This window comes from Enterobacter cloacae complex sp. SHL022 (genome assembly GCF_049237785.1).
GTDB classification, from domain to species: domain Bacteria; phylum Pseudomonadota; class Gammaproteobacteria; order Enterobacterales; family Enterobacteriaceae; genus Enterobacter; species Enterobacter hormaechei_C.
The window spans coordinates 112467-136081 of sequence record NZ_JBMKJH010000009.1 but is presented as its reverse complement, the minus strand read 5'-3'; the positions used below and the strand labels follow the sequence as shown (position 1 = coordinate 136081).

Annotated in this window: 26 protein-coding genes; 11 read left to right on the top strand and 15 right to left on the bottom strand. The window is 58.2% G+C overall.

The window, feature by feature from the left end; genetic code table 11:
- Nucleotides 1-3: 3 nt before the first annotated feature.
- The 11 genes from ACOTZD_RS18620 to ACOTZD_RS18570 form a co-directional block, all read right to left on the bottom strand.
- Entirely contained in the window at nt 4-1695 is a 1692-nt protein-coding gene (locus ACOTZD_RS18620; RefSeq protein ID WP_003861255.1) for a glycosyltransferase family 2 protein, read from the bottom strand.
- Nucleotides 1686-2036, bottom strand: coding sequence for a hydroxymyristoyl-ACP dehydratase (locus ACOTZD_RS18615; protein ID WP_003861256.1), 351 nt, complete (start codon nt 2034-2036; stop codon nt 1686-1688). Before ACOTZD_RS18615 ends, ACOTZD_RS18620 begins: the two co-directional genes overlap by 10 nt.
- The gene (locus ACOTZD_RS18610; protein ID WP_174402172.1) at nt 2023-3369 is read right to left on the bottom strand and encodes an AMP-binding protein; all 1347 of its coding nucleotides are present in this window, start codon (nt 3367-3369) and stop codon (nt 2023-2025) included. Before ACOTZD_RS18610 ends, ACOTZD_RS18615 begins: the two co-directional genes overlap by 14 nt.
- On the bottom strand, nt 3362-3961 hold the full coding sequence (locus tag ACOTZD_RS18605; protein WP_003861260.1) for a hypothetical protein: 600 nt from the start codon (nt 3959-3961) through the stop codon (nt 3362-3364). Before ACOTZD_RS18605 ends, ACOTZD_RS18610 begins: the two co-directional genes overlap by 8 nt.
- Entirely contained in the window at nt 3933-4184 is a 252-nt protein-coding gene (locus tag ACOTZD_RS18600; protein ID WP_003861262.1) for an acyl carrier protein, read from the bottom strand. The genes ACOTZD_RS18605 and ACOTZD_RS18600 overlap by 29 nt, the downstream gene beginning before the upstream one ends.
- Nucleotides 4185-4195: 11 nt before the next feature.
- Nucleotides 4196-4453 (bottom strand): phosphopantetheine-binding protein, encoded by a 258-nt coding sequence (locus tag ACOTZD_RS18595; protein WP_003861263.1) that lies wholly within the window; start codon nt 4451-4453, stop codon nt 4196-4198.
- Nucleotides 4434-5249: a lysophospholipid acyltransferase family protein gene (locus tag ACOTZD_RS18590; RefSeq protein ID WP_045345662.1), complete on the bottom strand. Its 816-nt coding sequence runs from the start codon at nt 5247-5249 to the stop codon at nt 4434-4436. The genes ACOTZD_RS18595 and ACOTZD_RS18590 overlap by 20 nt, the downstream gene beginning before the upstream one ends.
- Nucleotides 5246-5968, bottom strand: coding sequence for a beta-ketoacyl synthase chain length factor (locus tag ACOTZD_RS18585; RefSeq protein WP_017384119.1), 723 nt, complete (start codon nt 5966-5968; stop codon nt 5246-5248). The genes ACOTZD_RS18590 and ACOTZD_RS18585 overlap by 4 nt, the downstream gene beginning before the upstream one ends.
- A gap of 125 nt (nt 5969-6093) precedes the next feature.
- Nucleotides 6094-7143 (bottom strand): AI-2E family transporter, encoded by a 1050-nt coding sequence (locus tag ACOTZD_RS18580; RefSeq protein WP_003861270.1) that lies wholly within the window; start codon nt 7141-7143, stop codon nt 6094-6096.
- A 135-nt stretch (nt 7144-7278) separates the two neighbouring features.
- Nucleotides 7279-7836 carry a DcrB family lipoprotein gene (locus ACOTZD_RS18575; protein WP_003861272.1) on the bottom strand — a complete coding sequence of 186 codons (558 nt, stop codon included), beginning with the start codon at nt 7834-7836 and terminating at the stop codon, nt 7279-7281.
- 72 nt (nt 7837-7908) lie between these two features.
- On the bottom strand, nt 7909-8574 hold the full coding sequence (locus ACOTZD_RS18570; protein WP_003861274.1) for a 7-cyano-7-deazaguanine/7-aminomethyl-7-deazaguanine transporter: 666 nt from the start codon (nt 8572-8574) through the stop codon (nt 7909-7911).
- A gap of 169 nt (nt 8575-8743) precedes the next feature.
- Between ACOTZD_RS18570 and tusA the strand changes: the two genes are divergently transcribed.
- From tusA to ACOTZD_RS18550, 4 genes are all read left to right on the top strand, one after another.
- Nucleotides 8744-8986 carry a sulfurtransferase TusA gene (gene tusA, locus ACOTZD_RS18565; RefSeq protein ID WP_000130627.1) on the top strand — a complete coding sequence of 81 codons (243 nt, stop codon included), beginning with the start codon at nt 8744-8746 and terminating at the stop codon, nt 8984-8986.
- Nucleotides 8987-9220: 234 nt separating this feature from the next.
- Nucleotides 9221-10192: a TRAP transporter substrate-binding protein gene (locus ACOTZD_RS18560; protein WP_174402173.1), complete on the top strand. Its 972-nt coding sequence runs from the start codon at nt 9221-9223 to the stop codon at nt 10190-10192.
- Between the two features lie 12 nt (nt 10193-10204).
- Nucleotides 10205-10714: a TRAP transporter small permease gene (locus tag ACOTZD_RS18555; RefSeq protein ID WP_003861278.1), complete on the top strand. Its 510-nt coding sequence runs from the start codon at nt 10205-10207 to the stop codon at nt 10712-10714.
- 10 nt (nt 10715-10724) lie between these two features.
- The gene (locus ACOTZD_RS18550; RefSeq protein ID WP_022649674.1) at nt 10725-12011 is read left to right on the top strand and encodes a TRAP transporter large permease; all 1287 of its coding nucleotides are present in this window, start codon (nt 10725-10727) and stop codon (nt 12009-12011) included.
- An 89-nt stretch (nt 12012-12100) separates the two neighbouring features.
- On the opposite strand, the gene zntA is transcribed toward ACOTZD_RS18550, so the two are convergent.
- Together zntA and ACOTZD_RS18540 are read right to left on the bottom strand one after the other, a co-directional pair.
- Entirely contained in the window at nt 12101-14272 is a 2172-nt protein-coding gene (zntA, locus tag ACOTZD_RS18545; protein WP_045349872.1) for a Zn(II)/Cd(II)/Pb(II) translocating P-type ATPase ZntA, read from the bottom strand.
- 76 nt (nt 14273-14348) lie between these two features.
- On the bottom strand, nt 14349-14975 hold the full coding sequence (locus ACOTZD_RS18540; protein ID WP_174402174.1) for a lysoplasmalogenase: 627 nt from the start codon (nt 14973-14975) through the stop codon (nt 14349-14351).
- Between the two features lie 129 nt (nt 14976-15104).
- Between ACOTZD_RS18540 and ACOTZD_RS18535 the strand changes: the two genes are divergently transcribed.
- Entirely contained in the window at nt 15105-15461 is a 357-nt protein-coding gene (locus ACOTZD_RS18535) for a DUF2500 domain-containing protein (protein WP_174402175.1), read from the top strand.
- A 60-nt stretch (nt 15462-15521) separates the two neighbouring features.
- Here ACOTZD_RS18535 and ACOTZD_RS18530 read toward each other — a convergent pair whose 3' ends face one another.
- Together ACOTZD_RS18530 and rsmD are read right to left on the bottom strand one after the other, a co-directional pair.
- A complete protein-coding gene (locus tag ACOTZD_RS18530; protein WP_003861520.1) occupies nt 15522-15803 on the bottom strand; it encodes a DUF1145 family protein in 282 nt (93 codons plus the stop codon).
- On the bottom strand, nt 15787-16389 hold the full coding sequence (rsmD, locus tag ACOTZD_RS18525; protein ID WP_023314975.1) for a 16S rRNA (guanine(966)-N(2))-methyltransferase: 603 nt from the start codon (nt 16387-16389) through the stop codon (nt 15787-15789). The genes ACOTZD_RS18530 and rsmD overlap by 17 nt, the downstream gene beginning before the upstream one ends.
- Before the next feature lie 127 nt (nt 16390-16516).
- On the opposite strand from rsmD, the gene ftsY reads away from it, so the two are divergent.
- The 6 genes from ftsY (at nt 16517) to livJ (ending at nt 23501) form a co-directional block, all read left to right on the top strand.
- Nucleotides 16517-17977: a signal recognition particle-docking protein FtsY gene (gene ftsY, locus ACOTZD_RS18520; RefSeq protein ID WP_023323837.1), complete on the top strand. Its 1461-nt coding sequence runs from the start codon at nt 16517-16519 to the stop codon at nt 17975-17977.
- Between the two features lie 2 nt (nt 17978-17979).
- The gene (ftsE, locus tag ACOTZD_RS18515; protein ID WP_006812284.1) at nt 17980-18645 is read left to right on the top strand and encodes a cell division ATP-binding protein FtsE; all 666 of its coding nucleotides are present in this window, start codon (nt 17980-17982) and stop codon (nt 18643-18645) included.
- Complete coding sequence (ftsX, locus tag ACOTZD_RS18510; protein WP_003861527.1) at nt 18638-19693, top strand: permease-like cell division protein FtsX; 1056 nt, start codon at nt 18638-18640, stop codon at nt 19691-19693. The genes ftsE and ftsX overlap by 8 nt, the downstream gene beginning before the upstream one ends.
- 250 nt (nt 19694-19943) lie before the next feature.
- The gene (gene rpoH, locus ACOTZD_RS18505; RefSeq protein ID WP_000159624.1) at nt 19944-20801 is read left to right on the top strand and encodes an RNA polymerase sigma factor RpoH; all 858 of its coding nucleotides are present in this window, start codon (nt 19944-19946) and stop codon (nt 20799-20801) included.
- Between the two features lie 136 nt (nt 20802-20937).
- Complete coding sequence (locus ACOTZD_RS18500) at nt 20938-22203, top strand: 4-aminobutyrate--2-oxoglutarate transaminase (protein ID WP_023323836.1); 1266 nt, start codon at nt 20938-20940, stop codon at nt 22201-22203.
- Between the two features lie 197 nt (nt 22204-22400).
- Nucleotides 22401-23501, top strand: coding sequence for a branched chain amino acid ABC transporter substrate-binding protein LivJ (livJ, locus tag ACOTZD_RS18495; RefSeq protein ID WP_003861530.1), 1101 nt, complete (start codon nt 22401-22403; stop codon nt 23499-23501).
- Nucleotides 23502-23615 lie beyond the last annotated feature (114 nt).

Sequence of the window (23615 nt, the reverse complement as noted above, 5' to 3'; positions counted from 1 at the left end):
CCTTTACTCCTTCTCGTTGATCTCTGGCAGCTGCCAGAAATCGAAAAAATTAAACCAGTCGAGCGGCGACAAGAGCGCGTAATGCTCCAGCCGCTCCGCATAGCGGTCGACGGTCTGCTGTAGCGCCTGCTGGCGTTCGCCGCGCGGCAGCAGCAGCGGGTCGGCAAACGGCTCGCAGTGCAGGGTCAGCTTTCCCTGCTGACAGAGGGCAAAAATCAGCACCACCGGGCAGCGCAAAATGGACGCCAGGATAAACGGCCCCTGCGGGAACGGCGCGGGCTGGCCCATAAATTCGCTCCATATCACCCGCCAGCTACCGCCGCGCTGCGGGGTGACGGCAATGCGATCGCCCACGATCGCCACCCATTCGCCGCGATCCAGCTTCTCTTTGATGAGGATGGCGGTCTCCGGGCCAATGTCGGTGACCGGCATCAGGTGAATGCCCGCCTGCGGCGCCATCTCCTCCATCACCTGCTTAAAACGTCTGGCGTTGTCGCTAAAGACCAGCGCGTTGATGGTTTTCGCCCCTTCGCGCTGGGCCAGCGCCCGGCAGGCTTCCACATCGCCAAGATGCGACGCGAGCAGCAGTTTGCCCTGAGGATCGTCGAGCCCCAGCGCCTCCTGCGCGCCTGGCGCAAAGACCAGATCGCGATGGAGTTTCATTTCGCCGCGCCAGCTGGCCACTTTGTTCAGCATGGCATGACCGAAGCGCAGGAAGTGGGAAAAACTGTTAAGCCGCGCGGGTTGCGGCATTTGCCGCTGTGCCATCACCGTTTTAACCCGCGCCAGCCACTGCTGCGACGCCTGACGCGCAGCGCGGGCGGTTAGCCAGTAGACGGCCGTAACCGGCCATAGCAGGGCGGTAAACGCCTTACGCCCCAGCAGTTGCCAGACGCGCAGCATCAGGCGCATGCCCCATAATCCTTTCACCTCCTGCTGCTGCGCCCAGTGCTGCGAGCGGCGACGCATCAGCAGGGAAGGAATGCGCGGCAGCATGCCGAGAAACAGACGGGTATGCATCAACGAGATGCGCACGTTGTCTTTCAGGGCATCGAAATGGGATACCCCGTCCGGCGGATAGGTCACGCGGGTGGGCAGAAAATAGCTGGTGTTGCCCTGCCAGTAGAGGCGCACCATCACTTCGGTATCAAAATCCATTCGCCTGCCGAGCGGCGTGGTTGCTGCAAGGCGCAAAACCGGGGCTATCGGGTAAACGCGAAACCCGCACATGCTGTCTTTCAGTTGCAGGGAGAGGGTTTCAATCCAGACCCAGACGTGCGTTATCCAGCGGCCGTACAGGCGCGAACGGGGGATCGAGTCATCGTAAACGGGCTGCCCGGAAATGAGCGCATCGGGATGGCGTTCGGCCAGCGCCAGCAGTTTGGGGATGTCTTCGATAGCGTGCTGGCCGTCAGCGTCCACCTGAACGGCGTGGGTGAAGCCGCGATCGGCGCAGTCTTTCAGCCCCTGCATCACCGCCGCGCCTTTGCCGCTGTTTTCGGCCAGCCGCAGTAGCGTGACCTGCGGACGATCCGCCGCCAGCGCTTCAAGCGTGCGGCGCGTGGTTTCATCGCTGCCGTCGTCCACCACCAGACAGGGCAGATCGAAAGGCGCCAGGCGCGCCAGCACCGAAGCCATCATCGCCCCGTGGTTATAGCACGGGATCAGCACGCAGGGACGGAAGGTTACTGACATAAGCGAATCTTCCCGCTGCTGGCGGTGTGGCGCTCGTTACCCGCATGGCGCTGGTAGCTAAAGGTCAGCATCTCGCGTTCGGGCTGCCAGGCAAGGAGCAGCGTGACCGTATTCTCCGGCAACAGCGGGGCGGCGAACTTCACGTTCTGAATACTGTGAAAACGGTAGCCCGGCGCCAGCGCGGCAGCGTAATGCATTACCCAGTCGAGCTGGGCCACGCCCGGCAGCAGCGGCTGTACGGCGAAATGTCCCTTAAACCAGAGCAGGTCAGGATCAAGATAAAAGGTTATCTCCAGATGCTGTGGATCGGGCTGGAGGCGCCCGATTTCAGGGATCTTCATGAAACAACTCCTGTAGCTGCGCAGTCACGCGCTTGTTCATGCTGTTGACCGGGATTTCATCAACGATCCGCCAGTAGCGCGGCACGGCAACCGGTTCAAGCCAGGGGCGAAGGGCGCATCGCCAGGCGAGCTCCTGCGCTTTTTTGCCCTGTTCGTGTTGCTGACGCACCGCTTCATTCAGCACCAGCAATACGCCAATGCCCTCACGCCCGCCGCGCGTCACCGTCAGCGCGGCGGCCTCACGGATGCCGTCCAGCGCCAACAGGCGGCGCTCAATGTCATCGAGTGAAATGCGTTTATCTTCAATTTTGACCACCCGACCGCGGCGCCCGACGAGGCTGAACTGCCCGTCAGCCGTGAAGTGCAGGATATCATCCAGCACGACCCCCTCCACCTCGGGGATCAGCGGCGACATCACGCGATCGCCGTGAAACGTCACGCCGGGGAAAGGTTGCCAGCGGGTGCTTTCCTCCTGACGATAGCGCCAGGCCATTACGCCTGTTTCCGTGCTGCCGTATATTTCATCCGGCCAGACGTTGAGCCAGGCCTGAACCGCGGCGACCTCCTGCCAGGGCAGCGCGCCGCCAGCGGAGAAGAGCAGGTTGACGGGGGGCGGCGTCAGTGACGCGTCCAGCCGCTTGAGAAACGCCGGACTGCTGATGAAAAGATAGCGTTTATCGTCGGGAAGGGCAGAGAGCTGCTCGGCATAGTTGAGCAGGCTGGCGTGCAGCGGCAGGCCGAGCGCCATGGGTAAGACGACACGAAACGTCAGGCCATACAGGTGGTGCAGCACCACGGAAGCCACGACGTGACAGCCCGCCAGACGCTCGCCAAAATGCGCCGCCAGAAGACGAGCCTCACGATCCAGGCTGACCACCGGCTTACTCACCCGCTGCGGCGTGCCGGTCGAGCCGGAGGTGTAAAGCTCGATCGTGCGCATCTCACCGATGGCAGGCAGCGGTGAAAAGGGATGGCCTGCCCGCTGAGCGGAAGCCACCCGCAGCTGTTGCCCCTGAAAATCGAGCGTGGTGTCGCTCAGGACACCGCTGAACAGCGCCCGCTGTTCGTTAAGCTGCGCCGCCCGGCTGTGCCCGGGGAGGACCGGCGTTTTACCCGCATGCAGCGTCGCCAGCAGCGCGACAATAAACAGATAGCCGTTTTCGATGCACAGCGCCCAGCGCTCGCCATCTTCACGACGCAGCGTGTCGACCAGCTGAGTGACGTCGTGGCGCAGATCGCCAAGCGTCCAGAGATGGTCGTCCTGCCAGGCGACAGGGGTGTCGTCAGGGCGGGGCGCACTGAGCCACTGGCTAAGCGGAAGAGGGTTAAGCATCGTTTTTCTTCACCCGTTGTCGCACCAGCCACTCGCCAGCCATCAGCGTGCCCATCAGGAGATAGGCAATCATCCCGTTCCACAGCGTCCACAGACGGATATCGGCGTGTAATACGGTAAACAGCGCGATCGCCCCGTTGATAATAAAAAAGCCGCACCAGACCTGGGTAACCCGGCGCGTGTAACGTACCCCGACGGGGGAGAGGTCCGGTTCACGCAGGCGCGCCAGCCGCTCGACGACGGGCATTGCCGTCCACAGCGAACCGCCAAACACCACCAGCATCACCAGATTCACCACCACCGGATATAACAGCACCCACTGGTGCGCGTGCAGGACGTAGCTCGCCGCGCAAAGCGCTATGCCGGCCAGCGCCACGCTTACGAACAGATAACGCAGGGGGCCGCCTTGCCGACGGGCCTGGCAGACGCGCATCAGCAGCACCAGCGCCATCACGGGCAGTATCCCGTGCAGGCTATTATTCGCCAGCCCGAAGCCGATCAAAAACGGCCATGCCAGCAGCATCAGCCCCGTCAGGGCGGGAAGAACTGGAATCGAACGCACGTTACGCGTCGCGCTGAAGCTGTTCCACAACGTCCACGACGTCCTGCACCGTGCGCACCGCTTTGAAGGTTTCAGGCTTGATTTTATGGCCCGTTTTCTTTTGCAGGTGCACCACCATATCGACGGCATCAATGCTGTCGAGGTCCAGATCCTCGTAAAGACGTGCCTCAGGGGTAATATCCTCCGGGGCGATTTCAAACAGCGTAATAAGAAGCGCAGAGACTTCCTGATAAATCGTTTGTTGTTCTGTCATAGCGGTCATTCTCAGGCGCGTTGTTGATGGATAAAAGCCGCGAGCGTGGCAACGGAATAAAAGTGCTGACGCATCTCATCACTTTCGGCAGAAAGCACTACGCCGTACTGATTTTTTACCGCCAGCCCCAGCTCAAGGGCGTCGATTGAGTCCAGACCGAGGCCGTCGCCAAAGAGCGCGGCGTCTGTATCAATATCCTCTGGGGTAAGTTCTTCCAGATTCAGCGTAGAGATAATGAGATTCTTAATTTCAAGATAGAGCGCTTGCATCTTTCGTTCCTGACAAAGATTGAAGACCGGTTGTTAACTGATGCTGCATATGCCGGTTTAACTGCCTTGCTGCCAGCGCGGGTTCGTGCTGACTCGCATCATAAAAATCATGAATGTTGATGCGTTCGCGAACATCCACGGTGAAAACAGGTTTGTTGGGGGGCACGTTATACCAGCTGCTCTGTTTATCCAGCATCCGTTCGCTACAGTGGATCACCACCACGCGCACGGCGCTGTTGCAACGAACGGCGATATTCGCCGCCCCACGTTGCAGGGTCATGGCTTCCCCCACCCGGGTGCGGGTGCCTTCAGGGAAGATAAGCAGGGTATCGCCCTGGGCCAGACGCTGCTGGCTTGCGGCAAGCAGCGTGTCGGCTTCGCTGTTAATCAGATAGTCAGCCGCGCGGATCACGCCGCTGACGAACGGGTTATGCAGCAACGCGCTTTTCACCAGACAGTCGGTTTCGTTCATCACCGACGCCAGCAGAACGTAGTCCAGCAGCGAGGGATGATTCGCAATCACCAGACAGCCCCGCTCGGCGCGTAGAACGTCCAGGTTGTTGAAACGGTAATCCAGTACCCCTACACCGCGTACCACCGCGAGGAACAGGCGAAAACTGGCAGAAATAGTACGGCGTGCCAGGCGGCGACGTTGGGTGCGGTCGCGCTGGAAAATCAGCAGCAGGTTAAACCATACCAGCGACAGCGTCAGTCCGCCGAGGCCGAACAGGGCGAAGCACAATCCGGTCATCAGCATCCGCCATAACCGATCGAGGCGGGAACGTAACCCTCTCATTGGCGCGTCCATTGCCACAGCAGGCGCTCGCCCGGCAGGGTGAACTGGCGCTCGTCCCGCAGGTAATGGCGCAGGAACTGGAGGCTTTGCGGCAGCGCGGGCTCTTCAGGCGTGCGGTTGACGTGCGTTTCACAGCTGAGCGTATTTCCGGCTTCAATCACCAGCGCCAGCGCGTAGGGCCAGACGGGCATCTGCGGTGGCAACCCGGCGTGATAAAAATCAGGCAGCAGACCGTCGAAATCCACCAGCAATACGCGGGAGTAGCCCGCATGCAGCAGGCTCAGCACGTCGCACAAGCTCTGCTGGAAGGTATCCATACCGGCGGAAACCGACGAAGAGACAACAGGCTGACGCGCGGCGATAGTGAGATTGCCGACCGCCGAGTTGTGTACCGACATGGCAAAATCGGTGGGGGAAACGGGCTGTTCTGCCGCCAGGGCCTGGAGAATACGGAAATTGCGCTCCAGCTCCCCATGACGGCTGCTGTAGACGACGGCATCGATGCGGTGTTTGCGCAGCATCATCAGGCCAAGATCGACGGCCAGCCTGCTGCCTGAATTCAGGCGGCGGGCGGTCATCATCGGCAGATCGGTCAGTTTCGCCAGCGGTGCAGCGGGATCGATGGCGTCAGACCGGCGTGACCATGCCTGCCATTCGTCGGCATCGCTGAGTCCTGGCGCTCTTGCCTGCCAGTCGATAAGGGTAAGTGTAAATTTCATCTACGCGCGTCCGCGATAAACCTGTTTCTGTGACTTTTTCTTCGCCAGCGCGATTTACTGCGCACATCGTACAATGTTGTCGTCGCGCTGGCGAATAAACGTCACTTTTGACCCTTTCCACCCGGTTATCCCGGCAAACGGCTTTTTGGCCGACCCGGACCCAGAAGAATGGCGAGTTTACTGCCTCCTTTCGTGGTTTCCATCCAGATTTTACAGACGCTGGTGAGCGGCACGGAGAGCAGCATGCCCACCGGACCCAGCAGCCATCCCCAGATCAGTAACGATAAAAACACCACCATCGTCGACATGCCCAGACGGTGGCCCATCATGCGCGGCTCAAGAATGTTACCCAGCACCATATGCACGACGAGGAACAGCGCCCCTACCAGCATGCACTCATAAAAACCGTTAAACAGGAACGCCTGGATCATCGGCGGAACGGCGGAAAGCACCGCGCCGATATTGGGTACGTAGTTCAGTAAAAACGCCAGCACGCCCCACATCAGCGCGAACTGCACGTCCAGCAGTACCAGCCCCAGCCAGACAATCACGCCGGTCCACAGGCTTAACAATGTTTTCAGCGCCAGATACTTGGATACGCCTTTCAGCGCGCGGTGCAAGCCGGCAATGTGGATCTGCGGATTGTTCAGGGCAAAACGCAGCTTATACGGCACGTGGCGCACTTCGAACAGCATAAACACCACCGTCATCACCAGCAGCAGAATGCTGGCCATTGCCCCGGAAAGCCCGGTCATCAACGTGGTGGCGTAGGTCATCACCTTCTCGGAATCCATCCGGCGCAGCATCCGTTCCGGTGAGATATGCAGATTCACGAACGGCAACATGCGCTGAAGATCGACCAGCTTGCGCGTCAGCTCTTTATTGTACTGCGGCAGCATGGTGGAAAATTCGCTCAGCGAGGCGGCGAGCACGCCGAACAGCGCCGTCAGGACAACCAGCATCACCATCACCACAATGGTAATCGCGACCGGGCGGCTGATGCCCCGGCGTAAAAACCATGTCACCAGCGGGTTGAGCACAATGGCGAAAAACAGCGCCAGCAGAAGCTGAACAATGATATCCGCCGCCGCGTGGATACCCGCAAGGATAACCACCAGGCAGGCAAGTTTTAATAAAATATGAAGTCCGGCTTTGTCGGGCGGGCTGGCAGTCATAAGAATTCCTTTTTCCGGGGGGCGTGTTAATTGTAGTGCGCCGGATGGGCTTCGTCTGGAGCGTTAGTCTGAAAGTCGTGGCAAAAAAATGGCCCCCGGCGCAAGCGACGGAGGCCACGGCATCCCGGTGAACGATTACTGGATCACGAGGGTGTTAATGATGTTTTCAGCGGCGGTCTGCGCTTTCTGCTGATTGTCTGCCGGCAGGGTGATCTGCATGGTCAGCAGTTTATTGTCCACCTTGCCGAGCACCACGGAGGAGTACGCGGTCTGGCCTTTGGCAGAGATGATGCTGTCCAGCTGTTGCAGCGTGTGGCCTTTCAGTTCAACAGACTTGTTGGTGACCACCTGAAGCTGCGGGTCGCGGCTGCGCTGCTGATCTTCCAGGCGTTTGGCCAGCACGCCCAGATCTTCGCTGGTATCGTCACCGACGATCACAATCACCGCTTTTTGGCCGGTGGCATCGGAATAGACGTGCATATTGTTCGCCTGGGTACCCAGCTTACCGCTCTGGTCGGTCATGTCCGCGGGCAGAGAGAAACTGAGTTTGCCATCCATCAGGCTCACCGGCTGACCGGTGGCGTTGCTTTCTGCTGACGCGCCCTGAGCAGGCGTTTTGGTGTCGCTGTTATCACAGGCTGCAAGGCCAACAACCAGCAGGCCAATCCCGACATATTTAACCAGATTGCGCATTGACTTCTTCCTTTCGATAAACGGCCATAACGGCTCATTCGTTCATCTTATCACAACTGATAAAGCGAACCCTTAACCTGCCTGCAATGCGGAGATTTCAGATTTATCTGCCAGCCTTTTCAGCAGCATATTCAACAGTACGCCGTACATCGGCAGGAAGAAAACCAGGCTGATAAGCACCTTAAAGGCGTAGTCCACCAGAGCGATTTCCATCCAGTGTTCTGCCATGAAGGCGTCCGGGCTGCGCCAGAAGGCGATGAAGAAGAAGGCCAGCGTATCGCTCACGTTACCGAACAGCGTGGAGGCCGTTGGCGCCATCCACCAGCGATGGTTCTGACGCAGGCGGTTAAACACGTGGACATCGAGGATCTGCCCCAGGGCGTAGGCCATAAAGCTGGCGGTGGCAATACGCGCGACGAAGAGGTTGAAGTGCGTCAGCGCTTCGAAGCCCTGCCAGCTTCCCATGTAAAACAGCGAGGAGATGGCGTAGGAGACAAACAGTGCCGGGATCATCACCGCAAAAATAATCCGCCGCGCCAGCGGTGCGCCAAAAATACGCACGGTTAAATCCGTCGCAAGGAAAATAAACGGGAAACTGAACGCGCCCCAGGTGGTATGGAAACCAAAAATGGAGATGGGGAGCTGTACCAGATAGTTACTGGAGATGATCACCAGCAGATGAAATAGCGAAAGCCAGAACAACGCCTTGACGCGCTGCGATTGTGTAAAGGAGTTCATATTGTACCTTTTTGATTAATATTTGGGGTGAGGGAACCCAATAAAGCCGCCGCATGATACTGCTTTGACGACACTTTGCAATGGCTAATTTTCACGCAATCGTTAACCTGGTTTGCATTGGCGATAGCGGGGCGTAAACTACAGCCGTTTTTACCTGAACGAGAAGAAAATGACCGACCTGTTTTCCAGCCCAGACCACACGCTTGATGCTCAGGGCCTCCGTTGCCCGGAGCCGGTAATGATGGTGCGTAAAACCGTCCGTAACATGCAGAGTGGCGAAACGCTGCTGATCGTCGCCGATGACCCGGCTACCACCCGTGATATCCCCGGCTTTTGTACCTTTATGGAACATGAACTGGTGGCGCAGCAAACCGAGACCTTGCCGTACCGGTATTTGATTCGTAAGGGGTAAGTGCGGCCTGACGCCCGGCGGCGCTTCGCTTGCACGGGCCTACGGGTGTAGTAGGTCGGGTAAGGCGCAGTCGCCACCCGACAAGTACTCATCACAATTTCGAACCATCGTTTCAAAATTTCGCGCTTTTTGTGAGGCGCTTCACCCTCCCTTTTCCAGCCGTAGTCTAATTTTTAAGCGTCAAAAATTAAAACATCGTTTTAACGCTTATCTCACTACCCTGGAGTTGACTTAATGAAAACGACCCTCAAGCCGTTACTGACCGCGCTGTGTCTGACTGCTTTCGCCTGCACCGTTTCTGCCCAGACCATTAAAGCCGCCGATGTGCATCCCGAAGGCTACCCGAACGTGGTGGCGGTCCAGCACATGGGTGAAAAACTCAAACAACAAACCGATGGCAAGCTGGAGATTAAGGTCTTCCCCGGCGGCGTGCTGGGGGATGAAAAGCAGATGATTGAGCAGGCGCAGATGGGGGCGATCGACATGATCCGCGTCTCCATGGCGCCGGTGGCCGCCATCCTGCCGGATATCGAAGTGTTTACCCTGCCCTACGTATTCCGCGATGAAGACCACATGCACAAGGTGATTGACGGGGATATCGGCAAGCAGATCGGCGACAAACTCACCGCCAACCCGAAATCGCGTCTGGTCTTCCTTGGCTGGATGGATTCCGGCACCCGCAACCTGATCACCAAAGAGCCGATCGTCAAACCGGACGATCTGAAAGGGAAGAAAATCCGCGTGCAGGGCAGCCCGGTGGCGCTGGCCACGCTGAAAGCGATGGGGGCGAACTCGGTGGCGATGGGCGTCAGCGAGGTTTACAGCGGCATGCAGACCGGGGTGATCGACGGCGCGGAGAACAACCCGCCAACCTTTATCGCCCACAACTATATGCCGGTCGCCAAAAACTACACGCTGAGCGGCCACTTCATCACCCCGGAAATGCTGCTCTACTCCAAAGTGAAATGGGACAAGCTCAGCGCTGACGAACAGCAAAAGATCCTGACGCTGGCCCGCGAAGCGCAGTTCGAGCAGCGCAAGCTGTGGAATGCGTATAACGACCAGGCGCTGGCGAAAATGAAGGCCGGCGGCGTGCAGTTCCACGACATCGATAAAACGGTGTTTATCAAGGCGACAGAGCCGGTGCGCGCGCAGTATGGCGATAAGCATCAGGATCTGATGAAAGCCATCGCTGACGTTCAGTAAGCCGGAGTACGTATGTCCGAACTCTACCTGAAGTGGATGGACCGTCTGTACCTGCTCGCCATGGTGGTGGCGGGTCTCTCGCTACTGGTGATGACGATTGTGATCCCCATTGGCATCTTCTCTCGCTATGTGCTCAATCGCGGCGAATCCTGGCCGGAGCCGATCGCCATTATCTGCATGGTGACGTTTACCTTTATCGGCGCGGCGGTGAGCTATCGCGCCGGGTCGCATATCGCGGTCAACATGCTCACCGACCGCCTGCCCGCGTCGCTGCAAAGAGTGTGCGCGCGAGTGGTAGATCTGCTGATGCTGCTCATCTCCGGCCTGATGTGCTGGTACAGCTACTGGCTGTGCGTCGAGCTGTGGGAGCAGCCGGTGGCGGAGTTTCCGCTCCTGACCTCCGGCGAAAGCTATCTGCCGCTGCCTGTCGGGTCGGCCATTTTGATCCTGTTTGTGCTTGAACGCCTGCTGTTTGGCTCGCAGGAAAACCGTCCGGTCGTGCTGATCGGCAATCACAGTTAAGGGGTGAACAATGGATGCTTTTGTTTTGTTATTCACCCTCGCCATTTTGCTGGCGCTGGGGATGCCGGTGGCCTTCGCCGTCGGCTTAAGCGCCGTGGCGGGCGCGCTGTGGATTGACCTGCCGCTGGAGGCGCTGATGATCCAGATCACCAGTGGAGTGAATAAATTTACCCTGCTGGCGATCCCGTTCTTCATTCTTGCCGGGGCGATCATGGCGGAAGGGGGTATTGCCCGACGGCTGGTTAACTTCGCGTACGTTTTTGTCGGCTTTATTCGCGGCGGGCTGTCGCTGGTGAACATCGTGGCATCAACGTTCTTCGGCGCGATTTCCGGCTCGTCGGTGGCGGATACGGCGTCTATCGGCAGCGTGATGATCCCGGAGATGGAGAAGAAGGGCTATCCGCGCGAATACGCGGCGGCGGTGACGGCCAGCGGGTCGGTGCAGGCGATCCTGATCCCGCCCAGCCACAACTCGGTGATTTACTCCCTGGCGGCAGGGGGAACGGTTTCCATCGCCACGCTGTTTATCGCGGGCGTGCTGCCGGGCCTGCTGCTGGGCGTGAGCCTGATGGTGCTCTGCCTGTGCTTCGCCCGCAAGCGCGGCTATCCGAAGGGGGACAAAATCCCGTTCAGGCAGGCGCTGAAAATCATGCTCGATGCCCTGTGGGGGCTGATGACGGTGGTGATTATCCTCGGCGGGATCTTGTCCGGGATATTCACGGCGACCGAATCTGCCGCCGTGGCCTGCCTGTGGGCGTTTTTCGTCACCATGTTTATCTACCGCGACTATAAATGGAGCGAACTGCCGAAGCTGATGTGCCGCACGGTGAAAACCGTCACCATCGTGATGATTTTGATTGGCTTTGCCGCGGCGTTTGGCGCGGTAATGACCTACATGCAGCTGCCGATGCGCATCACCGAATTCTTCACGTCGCTCTCCGATAACAAATACGTGATCCTGATGTACCTCAATATCATGCTGCTGCTGATTGGCACGCTGATGGACATGGCGCCGATCATCCTGATCCTGACCCCGGTGCTGCTGCCGGTGACCAATGCACTGGGTATCGACCCGGTGCATTTCGGGATGATCATGATGGTGAACCTGGGGATTGGGCTGATCACGCCGCCGGTCGGATCGGTGCTGTTTGTGGCGAGCGCGGTGAGTAAGCAGAAGATCGAGCACGTGGTGCGGGCGATGCTGCCGTTTTACGGTATGTTGCTGGTGGTGCTGGGGATGGTGACGTACATCCCGGCGATTTCATTGTGGTTGCCGGGGCTGCTAGGGATGCAGTGATGCGTGCGGCCTGATGCCCTCACCCCGGCCCTCTCCCGCGGGGAGAGGGGGCAAACACGAGAAACGGCAACCCGGTTGCCGTTTCACTTTTACCTTTGGCGCAACAGCCGCAACGCGTTCGCCGTAACCAGCACTGTCGCCCCCGTATCCGCCAGCACCGCCAGCCACAGTCCGGTCATGCCGAGCAGCGTGGTGACCAGGAAAATCCCCTTCAGACCCAGCGCAATGCCGATGTTCTGCCGAATATTGGCCCGCGTCGCCCGCGCAAGATCTATCATCTGCGCCAGCCCGGTCAGGCGGTTGTGCGTCAGCGCCGCGTCGGCGGTCTCCAGCGCCACGTCGGTGCCGCTGCCCATCGCAATGCCGATGGTGGAAGCTTTCATTGCCGGGGCATCGTTTATCCCGTCCCCGACCATCGCCAGCGGGGCGTTGCTGTTCAGCTCGGTTACCGCGCTGACTTTATCCGCAGGCAACAATCCGGCCTTAAACTCCATCCCCAGCTCACCGGCAATCGCCGCCGCCGCGCGCGGATTATCGCCGGTCAGGATCACACCCTGTACTCCCAGCCTGTGCAGCGCGTCGACGGCGTCTTTCGCATCGTCGCGCAGGGTGTCGCGCAGCGCCAGCATGCCCATCAGTACACCGTCCTGCATCACGGCAACGACCGTCTGCCCGGCCTGCTCTAATGCCTCAACCTGTGGATTCGGGAACGCGCCTGCCGAGGCGATCAACACTTTTTTGCCTTCGACCACAGCTTCAATCCCTGACCCGACCAGCGCTCGCTGGGCGGTTGCCGGAGGGATGTTCAGCCCGCGCGACTGCGCTTCTCGCACAATCGCCTGCGCCAGCGGGTGAGTGGAGCCCTGCTCCACGGCAGCGGCCAGCGTCAGCAGGGCGTCTTCACTGATGTCCTGCGGATACACGCCGGTCACCTGCGGCTTGCCGACGGTCAGCGTGCCGGTTTTATCGAAGGCGATGTGCTGAACCTGGCTCAGCTGTTCCAGCGCCGCGCCGCCCTTAATCAGCGCCCCGCGACGTGCCGCCGCCGCCAGCCCTGAGGTAATCGCCGCCGGGGTGGAGATCACCAGCGCACACGGACAGCCGATCAGCAGCAGCGTCAGCCCTTTGTAAATCCAGCCCTCCCACGGCGCGCCGAAGCACAGCGGCGGGACGACGGTGACCAGCAGCGCCACCAGCATGATGGCGGGGGTGTAAATCCGGCTGAAGCGATCGATAAAGCGTTCTACCGGCGCGCGGCGCTCCTCGGCCTCTTCAATCAGCCTGAGGATGCGGTCGATGGCGCTGTCGCCCGGTTCGGAAAGGACCGTCAACTGCACCAGTCGGTCGACGCTGGTGGCGCCCGCAGGCACCTTTTCACCCGCCGCGCGCGCTACCGGGATGGATTCTCCGGTCAGGGCACTTTCGTCAAAACTTGCGGTGGCAGTAACGAGGGCCCCATCGGCTGGCAGGCGTCCGCCTGCGGGCACTTCAATCACGTCGCCCGGGCGCAGGGTGTTGATGGCGACCGTTTCACGCTGACCATCAATAACCCGCGTGGCGGTTTCCGGCTTCAGCGCCATCAGCGCGCTCACCCCTTTACGCGCCCGGCTCGCCGCCCAGCCCTCAAGGCGTTCGCCAATTAAGAACAGCAGCAGCACCATCGCCGCTTCCGCCGTCGCGCCAATAAACAGCGCCCCGATAGCCGCCACGCTCATCAGCGTTTCGATGGCAAACCAGCTGCCGCTTCTCATCAGACGCAGCGCCTGACGCGCAATCGGGAACAGGCCAACCAGCGTGGTGGCGATAAACGCCAGGTTGCCGAATGGGTGGTTGATCTGCTCCAGCCCCCAGCTCAGGGCCATCATGATGATGAGGGTGATAAGGGGCAGATTTTCTTTTAGCGGGGACGTTTTTTCTGCGGGCGCCGTTTCGCTGCGCAGGGTATAACCCGCTTTGCTGACGGCGGCTTCAACCTGTCTGCTGACGTCGTTTTCGGCGCTGACCAGCAGCTTTTCGGTAGCGAACAGCACCTGAACGTGATTCACGCCTGGCACCTGCTTCACCGCATTTTCCACTTTGCGGGCGCAGGCCGCGCAGTCCATGCCGTTGACCACCCAACTGTAGCGGTTGCCGCTTTCAGGCAGCGCTTCGGTCTGGGTTTCGCACGCGCCCTCGCAGCAGCAGTCCTCTTTTGGCGGAACCGGGCTGAGCTTAAGTGCCGAGAATTGGGGAACTTTTTTAGGTGTTTCTGGAGTCGACATGGCAGTCTCCGGTAATGATAATTTTCTCATTAACCGCAGCATACACTCTGGAGTCGACTCCAGAGTCAAGCGTTATTTAGATATACAGCGAACGCACAATCAGGAAGTGTCCGGCAAAGTAACAGGCGGCGGAAATCGCATTATCCGCACGGAAGCGGCGACGATAGTGGCTGCCCAGCCAGACGATATTACCCAACAGCAACAGTGCGGCACCGAAGAACGCAGATATTGCAGGCGCCGTCGGACGGAAGAACCACAGCTCGCCCGCCAGCCACACCATCACCAGCGTCATAGCGATAAACGTACAGACCGGCAGACGCATCTCTTCCAGACGCGACCAGATCACCGCGATCAGCAGGGCGCCAATCACCAGCAGCACCAGCGGCAGTGGCCAGAAGAAGGAGAGCGTCATCTGGCTGGCAAAGTAGATGGTATAGAGCAGATGTGACAGGAAGAACGCCCCCACGGCGTACAGCAGGCGCTGACGCGGCAGCAAGGTTAAGGCATCGCCAATCAGGGAAGCACACAGCCCCGCGAGGACAAGATAGCTAACGGCGTTAAACATCGGGGCCTGCCAGGCAAGCAACAGCAGGAGTAATAGCGTGACGGGTTTAAATAACCAGCGCTGCCAGGCTGGGCCACGGTAGGACGCATCGACGTAAAGCCATGCGGAAAAACAGACAGCGATAAATGACCAAAGCATATTAACTCCCTGTAACTGTTGAGGCTGAATGATCAGTTCCTGATCCAGTGTAGTGACGCGAGCGGGCGTTTGGCAATGCCGGGGCAGGCGAGGTATCCTGAATTCCGCATAATCTGATGGGATTTTTCAATGAGCAAGATGCCGCTGTTTTTCATTATCGTGGTGGCGATTATCGTCATTGCCGCCTCGTTTCGCTTCGTGCAGCAGCGCCGTGAGAAGGCCGACAATGACGCCGCGCCGCTGATGCAAAAGCGCGTGGTGGTGACGAACAAGCGTGAGAAGCCGCTTAACGACCGCCGCTCCCGCCAGCAGCAGGTGACGCCTGCGGGCACAACGATGCGCTATGAAGCGAGCTTTAAGCCGGAAACCGGCGGGCTGGAGATGACCTTCCGCCTGGAGGCGCAGCAGTACCATCAGCTGACGGTGGGAGAGAAAGGCACGCTGAGCTATAAAGGGTCGCGTTTTATAGGTTTTAGGGCTGAATAATGCGCGATCGGTCCCCTCTCCCAGTGGGAGAGGGTTAGGGTGAGGGCATCACACCGCACCTTACTTCTTCACCTGCGCCTTAAACTTCTTCATCCACACGAGCAGCTCAAATACGCCGAAAATAAACACCCGCAGCTGCTGCCAGCCGGTCATCGGTGGGCTATCTTTCGGCAGTCCGTTTTTCAGCATCACCATCTGTAAGGCATGCATGAACGCGGTAAAAATCAGCGCCACGTTAATGAAGATATTCAGCGGACGCGGGAACGGGTGCACCAGATTCAAAATCAAAAATGCCCAGACGCCCAGCATCAGCACGCGCCCTACGTTAATCAGTACTGGCATCGGATCCTCCTTGTGCCTGACGGTGATACAGACGATAAGCCACCTGGCCGGCGACCTTCTCGCGGTGCAGATCCCAATGAACGGGAACGGACGGCAGACCATTTTCCACTTCGCTTTCAACGTAAATCAGCGCGTCGTCCGCCAGCCAGCCATTTTGCTCCAGCAGGGATAGCGTCTCTTCCAGCAGCCCTTTACGGAACGGCGGGTCAACAAAAACCACGTTGTACGGCGTCCCCTGTTGGGCGAGGAAGCTCAGCGTGTTGGTATTCACCACTTTGGCGTTGGTTGCCTTCAGCGTAGCCAAATTTTGCTGCAACGTCTGCGCGACGCCGCGCTCCATCTCCAGCAGCGTGGCGCTGGCAGCATAGCGCGACAGCGCTTCCAGCCCTAATGCACCGCTTCCGGCGAAGCAGTCCAGGCAGTTGGCGTCTACCATAGACGGGGCGAGCCAGTTAAACAGCGTCTCGCGAACGCGGTCCGTGGTGGGGCGTAAACCGGGGCTGTCCGGCACCGGTAATTTCCGGCCTCGCCACTGACCGCCGATAATGCGAATTTGACCGGCCGGGGCGCGGGTGGGTTTCTTCATCTCAGGAAAGCTCTGTTAACCATTGCCCTGCGATTGCGGGCGGTGATGTCAATTAAGTAAAGTGTTAGACTATTTCATCATTTTTTTAGCTTCCCTGTATATAGCGCCGCGAGGAGTGTAGTCGCAGATGGCAAAACAAAAAAAACGTGGCTTCTTTTCCTGGTTGGGTTTCGGTGAAAAAGAGCAAGAAACAGAACAGAAAACCGAAGAACAGCAGGTTGTAGAAGAGCAGTCACAGCCTGAAACGCCTGTCGAAACCGCTGCGGTTGTCGAAGCGGAAGAGCCAGCGCACAGCAAAGAAGAGATTGAATCCTTTGCTGAAGAGGTGGTTGAGGTCACTGAGCAGGTTCAGGAGAGCGAGAAGCCAGAGCCGGTTATCGTAGAAACCCTTACCGAAGCGCCGCAGGCCGCTATCGAACACGAAGCGCTGCCGCTGCCGGAAGAGGTTAAAGCTGAAGAGGTTTCTGCCGAAGAGTGGCAGGCCGAAGCGGAAACCGTTGAAATTGTTGAGGCGGTGGAAGAAGAGGCGGCACTTGAGCCAGAGCTGACCGACGAAGAGCTGGAAGCCCAGGCGCTGGCGGCGGAAGCGGCTGAAGAAGCGGTCATCGTCGTGCCGGTGGAAGAGCAAGCCGAAGAAGAGATCGTTCAGGAGCAGGAAAAACCGACAAAAGAAGGTTTCTTCGCGCGCCTGAAACGCAGCCTGCTCAAAACCAAAGAAAACTTAGGTTCCGGATTTATCAGTCTGTTCCGCGGCAAAAAGATCGACGACGATCTTTTTGAGGAGCTGGAAGAGCAGCTGCTTATTGCGGACGTGGGCGTGGAAACCACCCGGAAGATCATCGCTAACCTGACTGAAGGGGCGAGCCGCAAACAGCTGCGTGACGCCGAGGCGCTGTACGGCCTGCTGAAAGACGAGATGGGTGAAATTCTCGCAAAAGTTGACGAACCGCTTAATATTGAAGGCAAAATGCCGTTTGTTATCCTGATGGTTGGCGTCAACGGCGTGGGTAAAACCACCACCATCGGCAAGCTGGCGCGCCAGTTTGAGCAGCAGGGCAAATCGGTGATGCTGGCGGCGGGCGATACCTTCCGTGCGGCAGCGGTGGAACAGCTTCAGGTGTGGGGCCAGCGCAACAATATTCCGGTCATTGCTCAGCACACCGGCGCGGATTCCGCGTCCGTGATTTTCGATGCCATCCAGGCGGCGAAGTCGCGTAACGTGGACGTGCTGATTGCGGATACCGCGGGGCGTTTGCAGAACAAATCGCACCTGATGGAAGAGCTGAAGAAAATCGTTCGCGTCATGAAGAAGCTGGACGAAGATGCACCGCATGAAATTATGCTGACTATCGACGCCAGCACCGGACAGAACGCCATCAGCCAGGCGAAGCTGTTCCATGAAGCGGTAGGACTGACCGGGATCACGCTGACCAAGCTGGACGGCACCGCGAAAGGCGGGGTGATCTTCTCCGTGGCCGACCAGTTCGGCATTCCTATCCGTTACATCGGTGTGGGCGAGCGTATTGAGGATTTACGTCCGTTTAAAGCGGACGACTTTATTGAGGCACTATTTGCCCGAGAGGACTAACAATGATTCGCTTTGAACACGTCAGCAAGGCCTATCTCGGCGGGAGACAAGCGCTACAGGGGGTGACATTCCACCTCCAGCCAGGCGAGATGGCATTCCTGACCGGCCATTCCGGCGCGGGGAAAAGTACCCTGCTCAAGCTGATCTGTGGGATCGAGCGGCCAAGCGCCGGGAAAATCTGGTTCAGCGGCCATGAAATTAGCCGTCTTAAGAACCGTGAAGTGCCGTTCCTGCGTCGTCAGATTGGCATGATTTTCCAGGATCACCACCTGCTGATGGATCGCACGGTTTTCGATAACGTCGCGATCCCGCTGATTATTGCCGGCGCCAGTTACGATGATATCCGCCGTCGCGTTTCGGCGGCGCTGGATAAGGTCGGGCTGCTGGACAAAGCGAAGAACTTCCCGATCCAGCTCTCCGGCGGTGAGCAGCAGCGCGTGGGTATCGCCCGTGCGGTGGTGAACAAGCCTGCCGTTTTGCTGGCGGATGAACCGACCGGTAACCTGGACGATGCCCTCTCTGAAGGGATCCTGCGTCTGTTTGAGGAATTTAACCGCGTGGGGGTCACGGTACTGATGGCGACGCACGACATGGGGCTGATCTCCCGCCGTTCGTACCGCATGCTGACCCTGAGCGACGGGCATTTGCACGGAGGCCACGGTGAATAAGCGTGATGCAATGAACCAGATTCGGCAGTTCAGCAACCGGTTTGACCGTTTCCGCAAGCCTCAGGGCGGTGGTGACGGCAATCGCAATGCGCCTAAGCGTGCCAAAGCGACACCGAAACCGAACTCCCGCAAAACCAACGTCTTTAACGAGCAGGTGCGGTATGCCTTCCAGGGCGCGTTGCAGGATCTGAAAAGCAAACCGCTGGCGACGTTCCTGACGGTGATGGTGATTGCCATCTCCCTGACGCTGCCCAGCGTCTGCTATATGGTTTACAAAAACGTAAACCAGGCGGCGTCCCAGTACTATCCGTCGCCGCAGATTACCGTTTATCTGGATAAAGCCCTCGACGATAACGCGGCGGCTCAGGTAGTGGGGCAGATTCAGGCCGAGCAGGGCGTGGAAAAGGTGAACTATCTCTCCCGCGATGAAGCGCTGGGCGAATTCCGCAACTGGTCCGGATTCGGCGGCGCGCTGGATATGCTTGAAGAGAACCCGCTGCCCGCGGTGGCGGTGGTGATCCCGAAACTCGATTTCCAGGGCACGGATTCGCTCAACACCCTGCGCGACCGCATTACCCGCATTAACGGGATTGATGAAGTGCGCATGGACGACAGCTGGTTTGCCCGTCTTGCCGCCCTGACCGGGCTGGTAGGACGCGTGTCGGCGATGATCGGCGTGCTGATGGTGGCGGCGGTGTTCCTCGTCATCGGTAATAGCGTGCGCCTGAGCATCTTCGCCCGTCGCGATACCATCAACGTGCAGAAACTGATTGGCGCAACGGATGGTTTCATCCTCCGCCCGTTCCTCTACGGCGGCGCGTTATTAGGTTTTTCTGGTGCATTTCTTTCATTGATTTTGTCAGAAATTTTGGTGATGCGACTGTCGTCAGCCGTCACCGAGGTGGCGCAGGTTTTCGGAACTAAGTTTGATATCAGTGGTTTAGGTTTCGATGAGTGCCTGCTGTTGCTGCTGGTGTGCTCCATGATCGGCTGGGTGGCGGCATGGCTGGCAACGGTTCAACATTTACGCCACTTTACTCCCGACTAATAAAAGCGTGATATAATCTTTCCCTGCACCGAGATGTTCGCTTGCAGGGAAAGCGTCCCTGTTGTCTCTTCCCCTGTAATCATCTTCATGTCACATTTTGTGCGTAATTTATTCACTGTTGCACCTGGAACTTGTGGATAAAATCACTGTCTGATAAAAGAGTGAATGCTAATCTCGTTGCTCAAACGCTTTGGCATGGTTGTTGCCTGACGGGGACAACCTGGACCAGAAGAAACATTGAGAGGAATGAATGACCAAAGAAATGCAAACTTTAGCTTTAGCCCCTGTTGGTAACCTGGAATCTTACATCCGGGCTGCGAACACCTGGCCGATGTTAACGGCTGAGGAAGAAAAGGAGCTTGCTGAAAAGCTGCATTACCAGGGCGATCTGGAAGCAGCTAAAACGCTGATCCTGTCTCACCTGCGCTTTGTTGTTCACGTTGCTCGTAATTATGCGGGCTACGGCCTGCCGCAGGCGGACCTGATTCAGGAAGGTAATATTGGCCTGATGAAGGCGGTACGTCGCTTTAACCCGGAAGTGGGTGTGCGACTCGTCTCCTTCGCCGTGCACTGGATCAAAGCGGAAATTCACGAATACGTCCTGCGTAACTGGCGTATTGTGAAAGTCGCCACGACGAAAGCGCAGCGCAAACTGTTCTTCAACCTGCGTAAAACCAAGCAGCGTCTGGGCTGGTTCAATCAGGATGAAGTGGAAATGGTGGCGCGCGAGCTGGGCGTTTCCAGCAAAGACGTCCGCGAGATGGAATCCCGTATGGCCGCTCAGGACATGACGTTTGATATGTCTGCCGACGATGACGCGTCCGACAGCCAGCCGATGGCCCCGGTTCTGTATCTACAGGATAAAACCTCTAACTTTGCTGACGGCATTGAAGAGGATAACTGGGAAGACCAGGCGGCGAACAAGCTGACCTTCGCGATGGAAGGCCTAGACGAGCGTAGCCAGGATATCATCCGTGCCCGCTGGCTGGACGAAGATAACAAGTCCACGTTGCAGGAACTGGCCGACCGCTACGGCGTCTCCGCTGAACGTGTGCGTCAGCTTGAAAAGAACGCCATGAAAAAACTTCGCGCCGCTATCGAAGCGTAATTTTCGCGAAGTACACCGAGAACCCCTGGATGAGAGTCTGGGGGTTTTGTTTTTTTAGCGCCCGCTCTGGCGAATTCCCTGCCCCTGGCAAACACTTACTGATGCGCTAAGCAGGCGACTTTCAGAGGGTGACAGGGTGAAAAATAACGAACTGAACGACCGGCGTTTACAGGCGACGCCGCGCGGTATCGGCGTCATGTGTAACTTCTATGCCGATAAAGCCGAAAACGCCACGGTGTGGGACGTGGAAGGTAACGAGTATATTGATTTTGCCGCCGGGATCGCCGTGCTGAATACCGGGCATCGCCATCCTAAAGTTATCGCCGCCGTCGAAAAACAGCTTCACGCCTTTACCCATACCGCTTATCAAATCGTCCCTTATGAAGGCTATGTATCGCTTGCCGAGCGCATCAACCAGCGCGTACCCATAGAGGGGCCAGCCAAAACCGCCTTCTTCTCAACGGGGGCGGAAGCGGTCGAAAACGCGGTGAAAATCGCCCGCGCGTACACCAGACGTTCCGGCCTTATCACCTTCGGCGGCGCGTTCCACGGCCGTACCTTTATGACCATGGCGCTGACCGGCAAAGTGGCGCCCTATAAGCTCGGCTTCGGCCCGTTCCCCGGCTCGGTGTACCACGCGCAATTCCCTAACAGCCTGCACGGCGTCAGTACCGCCGAAGCGTTAAAAAGCCTGGAGCGCATCTTCAAAGCCGATATCGCGCCCGATCAGGTGGCGGCAATCATTATTGAACCGGTTCAGGGCGAGGGCGGATTCAACGTCGCGCCCGCTGATTTTATGCAGGCGCTGCGTGCCCTGTGCGATACCCACGGGATTTTACTGATTGCCGACGAAGTGCAAACCGGCTTCGCCCGTACCGGCAAGCTGTTCTCCATGGAAAACCACTGCGTGAAGCCCGATCTGATCACTATGGCGAAAAGCCTGGCGGGCGGGATGCCGCTCTCTGCCGTCTCTGGCCGGGCGGAGGTAATGGATGCGCCGGCCCCGGGTGGACTTGGCGGAACCTACGCAGGTAACCCGCTGGCGATTGCGGCGGCCCATGCGGTGCTGGATGTGATTGACGAGGACGATCTCTGCACCCGCGCGGCGCATCTCGGGCATCATCTGGTCGAGGTGCTGAATAAAGCGAAGGATGGCTGTCCGTATATCGCCGATATCCGTGGGCAGGGGTCGATGGTGGCGGTGGAATTTACCGATCCGCAAACCGGACAGCCGTCGCCGGAATTTACCCGTCAGGTTCAGGAGCGCGCGTTGAACGAAGGGCTGCTGCTTTTGAGCTGCGGCGTTTACGGCAACGTTATTCGCTTCCTCTACCCACTCACCATCCCCGAAGCGCAGTTTCGTAAAGCGCTGGATATTATTTCCGCCTCGCTGACACGATAAAGCCAAAAGCCCGGCTGAAATGAAGGCCGGGCTTATCATATTTTCATTTCAAATTAGCTATTCCAAAATCATAAAAATGGGGTATGTTTTAGCAGAGTATGCTGAAAAAGCGCGAACAGCACGCCTATAACTGAAATAAAGCGCTACACAACAACATCACAACAATCGTTATAACCATAATAATGGGGAATCTCAGGATGAACATGAAGGGTAAAGCGTTACTGGCAGGATGTATCGCGTTGGCATTCAGCGCCATGGCGCAGGCCGATATTAAAGTGGCCGTGGTGGGCGCAATGTCCGGTCCGGTAGCACAGTACGGCGACCAGGAATTTACGGGCGCGGAACAGGCGGTTGCAGACATTAATGCTAAGGGCGGCATCAAGGGCGAAAAGCTGCAAATCGTAAAATATGACGATGCCTGTGACCCGAAACAGGCGGTCGCGGTGGCGAACAAAGTGGTAAACGACGGGATCAAATACGTTATTGGTCACCTGTGCTCCTCTTCCACCCAGCCCGCGTCTGACATCTACGAAGACGAAGGCATTCTGATGATCACGCCGGCCGCGACGGCGCCAGAGCTGACCGCGCGCGGCTATAAGCTGATCCTGCGTACCACCGGTCTGGACTCCGATCAGGGGCCAACCGCCGCGAAATACATCGTGGAAAAAGTGAAGCCGCAGCGCATCGCGATTGTTCATGACAAACAGCAGTACGGCGAAGGCCTGGCCCGTGCGGTGCAGGATAACCTGAAAAAAGCGAACGCCAACGTGGTGTTCTTTGACGGTATCACCGCCGGTGAGAAAGACTTCTCGACCCTGGTCGCGCGTCTGAAGAAAGAAAACATCGATTTCGTTTACTACGGCGGCTACCACCCGGAAATGGGGCAGATCCTGCGTCAGGCGCGTGCGGCGGGTCTGAAGACGCAGTTCATGGGGCCAGAAGGTGTCGCGAACGTTTCCCTGTCTAACATCGCGGGTGAATCCGCTGAAGGTCTGCTGGTGACCAAGCCGAAGAACTACGACCAGGTGCCTGCGAACAAACCTGTTGTCGATGCCATCAAGGCGAAGAAACAGGATCCAAGCGGTGCGTTCGTCTGGACCACCTACGCAGCGTTGCAGTCTCTGCAAGCGGGCCTGAACCAGTCAGCCGATCCGGCGGAGATTGCCACCTGGCTGAAAGCGAACTCGGTGGAAACCGTGATGGGACCGCTGTCCTGGGATGAGAAGGGCGACCTGAAGGGCTTCGAGTTCGGCGTGTTTGACTGGCATGCCAATGGCACTGCTACTGATGCCAAATAATGCTGGTGCGGGTTGATGCCCTCACCCTAACCCTCTCCCACGGGGAGAGGGGATTACCCGGTTTTCTCCCTCTCCCTTAGGGAGAGGGCCGGGGTGAGGGTATCAGGCCGCACA

Coding starts and splice junctions, on each gene's coding strand:
- ACOTZD_RS18585 (WP_017384119.1), bottom strand. CDS start 5,968: ATGAAATTTACACTTACCCTTATCGACTGGCAGGCAAGAGCGCCAGGA.
- rsmD (WP_023314975.1), bottom strand. CDS start 16,389: ATGAAGAAACCCACCCGCGCCCCGGCCGGTCAAATTCGCATTATCGGC.
- ACOTZD_RS18575 (WP_003861272.1), bottom strand. CDS start 7,836: ATGCGCAATCTGGTTAAATATGTCGGGATTGGCCTGCTGGTTGTTGGC.
- ACOTZD_RS18615 (WP_003861256.1), bottom strand. CDS start 2,036: ATGAAGATCCCTGAAATCGGGCGCCTCCAGCCCGATCCACAGCATCTG.
- ftsY (WP_023323837.1), top strand. CDS start 16,517: ATGGCAAAACAAAAAAAACGTGGCTTCTTTTCCTGGTTGGGTTTCGGT.
- ACOTZD_RS18610 (WP_174402172.1), bottom strand. CDS start 3,369: ATGCTTAACCCTCTTCCGCTTAGCCAGTGGCTCAGTGCGCCCCGCCCT.
- ACOTZD_RS18595 (WP_003861263.1), bottom strand. CDS start 4,453: ATGCAAGCGCTCTATCTTGAAATTAAGAATCTCATTATCTCTACGCTG.
- ACOTZD_RS18540 (WP_174402174.1), bottom strand. CDS start 14,975: ATGCTTTGGTCATTTATCGCTGTCTGTTTTTCCGCATGGCTTTACGTC.
- ACOTZD_RS18600 (WP_003861262.1), bottom strand. CDS start 4,184: ATGACAGAACAACAAACGATTTATCAGGAAGTCTCTGCGCTTCTTATT.
- rpoH (WP_000159624.1), top strand. CDS start 19,944: ATGACCAAAGAAATGCAAACTTTAGCTTTAGCCCCTGTTGGTAACCTG.
- ACOTZD_RS18570 (WP_003861274.1), bottom strand. CDS start 8,574: ATGAACTCCTTTACACAATCGCAGCGCGTCAAGGCGTTGTTCTGGCTT.
- ACOTZD_RS18620 (WP_003861255.1), bottom strand. CDS start 1,695: ATGTCAGTAACCTTCCGTCCCTGCGTGCTGATCCCGTGCTATAACCAC.
- tusA (WP_000130627.1), top strand. CDS start 8,744: ATGACCGACCTGTTTTCCAGCCCAGACCACACGCTTGATGCTCAGGGC.
- ACOTZD_RS18555 (WP_003861278.1), top strand. CDS start 10,205: ATGTCCGAACTCTACCTGAAGTGGATGGACCGTCTGTACCTGCTCGCC.
- ftsE (WP_006812284.1), top strand. CDS start 17,980: ATGATTCGCTTTGAACACGTCAGCAAGGCCTATCTCGGCGGGAGACAA.
- ACOTZD_RS18530 (WP_003861520.1), bottom strand. CDS start 15,803: ATGCCAGTACTGATTAACGTAGGGCGCGTGCTGATGCTGGGCGTCTGG.
- ACOTZD_RS18550 (WP_022649674.1), top strand. CDS start 10,725: ATGGATGCTTTTGTTTTGTTATTCACCCTCGCCATTTTGCTGGCGCTG.
- zntA (WP_045349872.1), bottom strand. CDS start 14,272: ATGTCGACTCCAGAAACACCTAAAAAAGTTCCCCAATTCTCGGCACTT.
- ACOTZD_RS18535 (WP_174402175.1), top strand. CDS start 15,105: ATGAGCAAGATGCCGCTGTTTTTCATTATCGTGGTGGCGATTATCGTC.
- ACOTZD_RS18580 (WP_003861270.1), bottom strand. CDS start 7,143: ATGACTGCCAGCCCGCCCGACAAAGCCGGACTTCATATTTTATTAAAA.
- livJ (WP_003861530.1), top strand. CDS start 22,401: ATGAACATGAAGGGTAAAGCGTTACTGGCAGGATGTATCGCGTTGGCA.
- ACOTZD_RS18590 (WP_045345662.1), bottom strand. CDS start 5,249: ATGAGAGGGTTACGTTCCCGCCTCGATCGGTTATGGCGGATGCTGATG.
- ACOTZD_RS18560 (WP_174402173.1), top strand. CDS start 9,221: ATGAAAACGACCCTCAAGCCGTTACTGACCGCGCTGTGTCTGACTGCT.